The following is a 7,064-nucleotide window of genomic DNA, read 5'->3' as shown; positions in this document are numbered from 1 at the left end:
ATTCCTGCTAACTGACAAATTTTTTGGTGCGGTATTTTTTGACTCTTTAACCAAAGAACTTCCATCTTAAGTTGAACCCGGGGATGGGGATGATGAAATCTTTCATAATACAGTGAGTTTTTTTCTTCTTCAGTGAATTCTAGGTTAATCATGTTTTCAATGAGTGCTTTGCTTCTAATTATGACTCTTAAACTATATTATTGTCTTTGAGTAAAAAATGCAAGTTATAGCCGTGCAAAGTATAGGAGAATCTTTCCTGGCCCTGCATGGTCATAATTACCCGATTGGCCGAAATTTCTCGCCAAATTAATTTATTTTGCTTATTTTCGGGTTTAAGTGTCTCTATTTCTGGGAGAGCGACCAGTGGTTGATTGAGGAGAAGTTGAAACCGGTGGCGATCCTTTTGGTAGAGGGTAGCGGCAGTCTCTAAAGTGGAGAGGATGGGTAGATCTGTCGAGAGCAGACATAGGGAGACAGGACGGCGGTGATGGGCAAGCATAGACTAGACTTAATGGTGTCCTTATCTCCACAATAGTTGATTCTCCGCCTACCGCTACCGGCACCGGAAATTTTTTTAGAAAAAATCCAGAAAGCACTTGCATTATTGAGGGACTTATGATTATAATTATTAATTGTGAGTAACTTTCCTCGGTAGCTCAGTGGTAGAGCGGTCGGCTGTTAACCGATTGGTCGTAGGTTCGAATCCCACCCGGGGAGTTAATCGAAAATAAAAGCGGCAATACTTTCTTGTTGCCGCTTTTTGGTCTTCCTAGAGAATTTCAGCGATCGCATTTTCTGGACCGACTAAAGAAATGTAAGGATTTTGAAAATATTTACTGGCTACCGATCGCGCTTGTTCAGGAGTAATCCGATTAATAGAATCCAGGAAAGTGCGATCGAATTCAATCCCCAAACCTAAGCTTTCATACCAACCGTATAATTGAGCGATTTCGGCGTTAGTTTGTTTACCGAGAGCATATTGACCCAATAACTTATTTTTAGCTGACTGTAACTCCTCCTCACTCAAAGTTACTTTATATAACCTTTCTGCTTCCTGACGCAATCCCGACACGGCGATCGCTGTATTTTGAGGTGCAGTTCCCATATAAATGACAAATTGGGAAGAATCGAGACGGGTGGGATAAAAAGAGGAAACATCGTAAGCTAATCCCCGTTTTTCTCGCAATTCCACGAATAAACGACTAGATAACCCATTCCCCAGATAGGTACTCAATAATTTTAAAACGGGATAATCATCCTCTTGTACAGAAGACCCGGGGTATCCTAACATAACGATCGCCTGTTGACTAGCTTGGACGGTAGTTAAACAGGTAGGCTGAAAATCAAAAGCGGCCGGGGGTAAACTAGATAAAGGAAGATCGGGAATTGACCAACTGCCAAAAATTTCCGTCACTGCTTTTACTGCTTCCTCTAGGGTAATACGACCGGAAAGACTAATCACCAAGTTATCGGGACGGAAAAAGCGACTATGATAGGCCTGCATATCCTCCCGTTGCAATTGAGAAACCGTTGCCTCCGTACCCAATAAAGACATACCATAGGGATGATCGGGGTACATAGCTGCGCGTAATTGATTAAAAGCGACATTAAAAGGCTGTTCCAATTGAGAGCGAATGCTTTGACGGGTGATATTTTTCTCTAATTCGATTTCTGGGGGTGGAAAACTGGGAAAACGAATAATTTCTGCCGCTAGACGCAATATATCTAAAAAATCCTTGGTAACGGTCTTTAAACTAACCACAAAATAATCAGTCCCCGTGTCCGCGCTTAAACCGGCCCCCGTGGACTCAACGCGATCGGCAATTTCTAGGGAAGATAACTTTTCTGTACCTTTGGTGAGCAGCACTGCTAAAAGACGAAATAAACCCGCTTTTTCGGGTTTTTCCCAACGAGTACCCGCATTTTTGAGGAAAATCCTCCCAGCAACCAACTCCACGGCCGTATTTTCCATCACTAAAAGGGTGATGCCATTTTCTAAGATTAAGCGGTGAATGGGAGAAGCGGACATCGTTTATTCACAGGGTTGCATTACTGTAATAGCATATCGCTCCGGGGAGAGATACTGACGAGCGAGACGCTGTAGATCTGACGGTTGCAAACTTTGGATAACTTGGGGATAGATCGTTGCTAGGTCGGCAGCTCTCAGGGTTTGATAATATCCATAGAGTCCTGCTAATTGGGCCGGGGTTTCTGTGGAGAAAATATAATCGTTAGTTAATATCTGTTGAGTGCGGTGTAATTCTTCGGGGGGGACGGGATCATCGTGCAGATGTTGGATATGTTCACAGATAATAGCTTCAATTGCGGCGGTTTGTGAGCTAGATAGGCAAGCACCGATGGTAAAGAGACTGGAATCTCGTTGCAGGGAAAAATTACTGTTAATATCGAGGACGATTTGCGCTTCTTCCCGCAGCTGTCGCACTAACCGCGAACAGCGTCCCCCGGCAAGAATTACAGAAATCAAGTCTAATCCAAAGGCATCTTCTAGGCGCTCGCATCCTGGTCCCATCCATCCCATCAAGAGACGAGAATGTTCTAGGTGGGGTAAATATACTTGGGAACGACGAATTTCGATCAGGGGGGGTTCGGCAGCCACTAGATTCGCAGGAGATTCCGAGGGGACGGGAAATTCACGAAAAGATTGCCGGATAATTTCTAAAGCTGGTTGGGGTTCAATTCCCCCGATAATCGCCACACACATATTTTCCGGTTGATAATAGGTGCGATGGAAACAGCGCATTTGATTGGGGGTTAATTGCTCTAAACAGGGTTGATCGCCTAGAATAGAGCGTCCGTAGGGATGGTTTTGATAGATACTTCCGCAGAGGGTTTGGTAGGCAATCCAATCGGGATCATCATAACAGGCCCGTAATTCTTCTAAAACTACATCTTTTTCCCGATAGAATTCCTCGTCGTCAATCTCAGCATGGAGGAGAATTTCTGCCAGATGGGGTAAGGTATGTTCAATTTGATCCACACTGCTGGTGAGATAGAAGTGTGCATAATCGTGACTGGTGGCAGCGTTGGTCATTCCGCCACAATTTTCGATTAAATAGTCAAAGAGTCCGGGGGGAAGTTTTTTCGTCCCCTTAAAGATCATGTGTTCGAGAAAATGGGCCATACCTAACCATGAATCGGGTTCAGCGATCGCACCTGCTTTCACCCACACATCCACCACCACCACAGGAGTCACGGGTAAATACTGATGAATTACGGTTAAGCCGTGATCTAATTGCCATACCTGAGCGGGAAAAGAACTCGTTTGACACTGTGCTATCGACTTGATCAATGTCCGTTAACCAGATTTTTTGTTAAATTCTATACATAGATTATCTTATCTCTTGCCTGCTCTACCATTAAAAAATTTTGTCATGATTTCTAGACAATTCCCCCAAATATCAGCCTTATCGGTGCTCAGTGATCAGTTATCAGATGTGAGTTTTCGGTTCACTGATTACTGATTACTGTTTACCGCTCCCTAATTAGGGTTTGCTGGATAAATCTAAAAACATTGTTCGATAAGACTTTTAGACTTTTTGTCAATCAAAAAGTGCCAGCGATTGGAGTGATTGGGGGGAAAATTCAGGGACTTTTTCCCTGAAAATTAGGTAATTGACCACCTGAAAATCGCTAAAACCCCACACCCCACACCCCAACCCCCAACCCCCAACCCCCAACCCCCAACCCCCAACCCCCACCGAAAAACTTTTTCAGCAGACCCTAATTACTGTTTACTGTTTACTGATAACTGAAAAACCCCCTATGACAGACAATAGAGATAACTTCAACGAAACTTATAATGCACTAATTGATCGCATTGTCAATCTAACTTTAGAAGGAAAAATTAGGGCTAAATCACAGGTTTATAACCTTTTAGCCGAGGGAGTAAAAAATGGCACAGGAGAAATTTTTGAGCGTTGTTTAACAGAAAAAATGATCCTTACTCGCTCACAGTTAGAAACAAAAATTAAAGCGACTAGGGTTTTGCGTGCCTTGGAAACAATCGAAAGTGAATGGGAAAAATATCAAAAAAACAATCAGCAAAATTCTCTCACTGCAGCGGCGATCGATAATCTGGTGAAAATCGATCGAGAGGATCGTTTACTGACTTTAGTAAATTTAATTGATCCCAATCAAAATAATGCTTTAACCCTAGAACAATTGCAACAGTTAGCCAAGAATTTACAGACAATTTCTCAGCAGCGGGGAGAAGCGGATTTATGGCAAATTGCCACAGGGATTAATTTGGGGTTAAATACTTGGTCAAATTTATCGAGTTATCTCACCAGTTGGCTCTACGAACAAAATCGCAATCTTGGTTTTACTAATGATAATGAGCGAGTGACTCCTTGGCAAATTTGGGCAAGTAAAGTTAATCCCTCTTGGTTAAAACGAGTCTTAGAAAGTTTAGCTAATCAACAAGCTTTTGATCCTCTCACTCAAGATTTAACTTTAACCGATTGGGTAGAAACTGCTATTGTTTTTCAATATATCCAAAGAGGACTAATTAACTTTTTTGATCAGCGCATCTATAGCGAAAAATTAGGAGCGAAATTATCCATTTCTACCTTTCTCACCTTCGCTTTAATTTGGTCGCTGTTAACCAATAGTTTCGAGCAAGTTAGTAAAAATTCCCTCTATAGTCGCGGCTGTTTTCAGATGGCTTTACAAATTCTGAGAACCTTTGCTCAGCGGGACTATTTTCCTTTATACGGAGGAATTTTTGCCTCCTTTTCTGGTAGTTATCTCAAGGATGCGTTAGACTATTTATCAATTCCTCTGCGTTATGTGGAAGGCACGGGAGAAAAGGCGAGAATTTTAACTTTAATTGCCTATTCTAATCGCATTCGTGGCGACTATCCACAGGCCAGAGAATGTCATCAACAAGCTTTAGAAATTGCTCGTCAACAACAGGATTCTGCTTGTGAAATAGCTAATTTAAACCATTTATCCCGTCTCAATGCTATCCAGAAAAACTATGCAGAAGCAATTAATTTAAGTCAGAGAGCTTTAATTTTAAGTCGTCAACAGGGTAATAGTTTAGGACAGGCTAACGCTTTAGCTAATTTGGGTTATAGTCAGGTACAGGAAGCGCAACAGTTAGAGAGATATGATCCCGAAATTTATCAAAGTTCGATCGAGTATTTAAACCAGGGATTAAAGTTAGCGGAAAGTCTCCAAGATTGGCAGAGTAAATCCCTTTGTTGTAGCAGTTTAGGTCTAGCATATCTTATCCTCGAAAGACCCCAAGAAGCGATTAATATTCTCCTGCAAGGATTGGAATCGGCCAAATACTACGGAGATGTATATCTGCAAGGTTTATTACTAACTTATTTAGGCGAAGCTTACTATCAAGACAAGAATTTTGAACAGGCAATTTATATGGGTTCTCTAGGAATGTATTGGCTACACGAAATCGGTGCAGTAGAATGGCGACAAGCTGCTAGTCTATTAACGGTTATTCGCGGCAAAAATATCGCAGCTTTTGAGCAGACTTTCAGTCAGGAACGTTCCTCCCTGATTAAGTCCCTTGGAGTGGAAGGCTACCAATATATCTCAGAAATCCTCAGCAAATATCAACAGGGTAATTAGTGAATACACAGCATAACTTATTAATTAATCTCTCGGTACTTTTTCCCCAACCCACAGGAATCAGTACCTACATTCTTAACCTCTTACCCTACCTGAAAAATTTAGAACCAACCCTACTAACAACTAATAGTTATCCCGACTTTAACTGTTATTCTATCCCCAAGGGTCTCGGCCCCGATCGAGGAGCGAAAGGTCATTTAAAACGCTTACTCTGGACTCAGTTTCGGTTATCGTCAATTTACCGACAATTAAACGCCAATTTACTCTTTTCTCCCCTCCCAGAAGCACCGATAAATTCTCCCTGTTGCTTTGTCGTCATGGTACACGATTTAATTCCCCTGCGGTTTCCCAGTTTTACTTCCCCCTTAACTCACTATTTCCGTTATTATGTGCCGCAGGTATTACAACAGGCAAAACATATTATCTGCAACTCTCAGGCAACGGCCAAAGATATCACTGAATATTATCAAATTCCCGCCGATAAAATTACTTCTATTCCCCTAGCCTACGATAATCATCACTTTCGCCCTATTGAAGATAATAAGCCAGAGCATCCCTATTTTCTCTATCTCGGTCGTCCCAATCCCTATAAAAATTTACCGCGTTTAATCGCCGCTTTTGCCCAACTGCCCCCAGATTTAACAGATTATCATCTTTGGATTGCCGGCAGCTTTGATCGCCGTTATACCCCCAATTTACAACAACAAGCGCGAGAATTAGCCGTCAGCGATCGCATTAAATTTCTCGATTATATCCCCTACGATCACCTACCCAAAGTTATCACTCAAGCCACTGCTTTAGTCTTCCCTAGTCTCTGGGAAGGCTTCGGATTGCCCGTTTTAGAGGCTATGGCCTGCGGTACACCCGTCATTACCTCAAATTTGTCATCTTTGCCCGAAGTCACGGCAACAGCGGCAATTTTAATCGATCCCTATCGAGTCGAGGCCCTAGCCGATGCCCTCAAAATTATCGCTCAAGATCGACAATTACACTCAAAATTAAGTCATCTAGGCAAAAAACGAGCCAATGAGTTTAGTTGGCAAAAAACTGGTCTAGCTACGGCCGCAATCTTAAATCAATATCTAGGGTCTGCTTAACTGACAGCGTTTCCCGTCCAGATGAAGTATAACCTGAGCGGTCATCGTCGGAAAAAGAAAAATAATTTGACAGATCGGCAGCATTTGCTGTAGGATTGATGATCGTGACCTTAATTGGAGAGATGGCCGAGCGGTTGAAGGCGCAGCACTGGAAATGCTGTTTAGGGGTAACTTTAACGAGGGTTCGAATCCCTCTCTCTCCGTCCCCAAAGCACCTCATATCTATGAGGTGCTTTTTATCGAAAATTTGGGTTAAAACCCCGTCCTTTGAGGACGGCTTTAAGCTAAAATGGAAAAAGCGATAACCAAGCTAAAAACTGAACCTTGACCACAGATAGTAGGGGGTTTCGTTCA

The 7,064-nt window shown here is 42.4% G+C and carries 4 protein-coding genes, 2 tRNA genes and 2 pseudogenes; 4 read left to right on the top strand and 4 right to left on the bottom strand.

Going from position 1 to position 7,064, the window contains the following annotated elements; translation table 11 throughout:
* A pseudogene (locus tag EWV84_RS16615) lies at positions 1-152 on the bottom strand (IS630 family transposase); the annotation flags it as partial.
* Positions 153-241: 89 nt separating this feature from the next.
* Positions 242-499: pseudogene (locus EWV84_RS16610) on the bottom strand (hypothetical protein); the annotation flags it as partial.
* A gap of 146 nt (positions 500-645) precedes the next feature.
* Between EWV84_RS16610 and EWV84_RS16605 the strand changes: the two are divergent.
* Positions 646-717, top strand: a tRNA-Asn gene (locus EWV84_RS16605).
* 52 nt (positions 718-769) lie between these two features.
* On the opposite strand, the gene EWV84_RS16600 is transcribed toward EWV84_RS16605, so the two are convergent.
* On the bottom strand, positions 770-2,029 hold the full coding sequence (locus EWV84_RS16600) for a M16 family metallopeptidase (RefSeq protein WP_286826954.1): 1,260 nt from the start codon (positions 2,027-2,029) through the stop codon (positions 770-772).
* Positions 2,030-2,032: 3 nt separating this feature from the next.
* Positions 2,033-3,310, bottom strand: a complete 1,278-nt coding sequence (locus tag EWV84_RS16595) for a M16 family metallopeptidase (protein ID WP_287078894.1) — start codon at positions 3,308-3,310, stop codon at positions 2,033-2,035.
* Positions 3,311-3,783: 473 nt separating this feature from the next.
* Between EWV84_RS16595 and EWV84_RS16590 the strand changes: the two genes are divergently transcribed.
* The 3 genes from EWV84_RS16590 to EWV84_RS16580 all read left to right on the top strand — a co-directional run bounded on the left by EWV84_RS16590 (position 3,784) and on the right by EWV84_RS16580 (position 6,913).
* The gene (locus EWV84_RS16590; protein WP_287078893.1) at positions 3,784-5,613 is read left to right on the top strand and encodes a tetratricopeptide repeat protein; all 1,830 of its coding nucleotides are present in this window, start codon (positions 3,784-3,786) and stop codon (positions 5,611-5,613) included.
* Positions 5,613-6,710, top strand: coding sequence for a glycosyltransferase family 4 protein (locus tag EWV84_RS16585; RefSeq protein WP_287078892.1), 1,098 nt, complete (start codon positions 5,613-5,615; stop codon positions 6,708-6,710). Before EWV84_RS16590 ends, EWV84_RS16585 begins: the two co-directional genes overlap by 1 nt.
* Before the next feature lie 116 nt (positions 6,711-6,826).
* Positions 6,827-6,913: transfer RNA gene (locus EWV84_RS16580), tRNA-Ser, on the top strand.
* Positions 6,914-7,064 lie beyond the last annotated feature (151 nt).

It is taken from the genome of Microcystis sp. M_QC_C_20170808_M3Col (genome assembly GCF_007095505.1).
Classification (GTDB): Bacteria; Cyanobacteriota; Cyanobacteriia; order Cyanobacteriales; family Microcystaceae; genus Microcystis.
Note: the sequence above shows the minus strand (reverse complement) of the source record. Positions and strands in the feature narration are given on the sequence as shown.

Excerpts from the sequence above, each read along its gene's own strand:
- EWV84_RS16590 (WP_287078893.1), top strand. The coding sequence starts at position 3,784 with ATGACAGACAATAGAGATAACTTCAACGAAACTTATAATGCACTAATT.
- EWV84_RS16600 (WP_286826954.1), bottom strand. The coding sequence starts at position 2,029 with ATGTCCGCTTCTCCCATTCACCGCTTAATCTTAGAAAATGGCATCACC.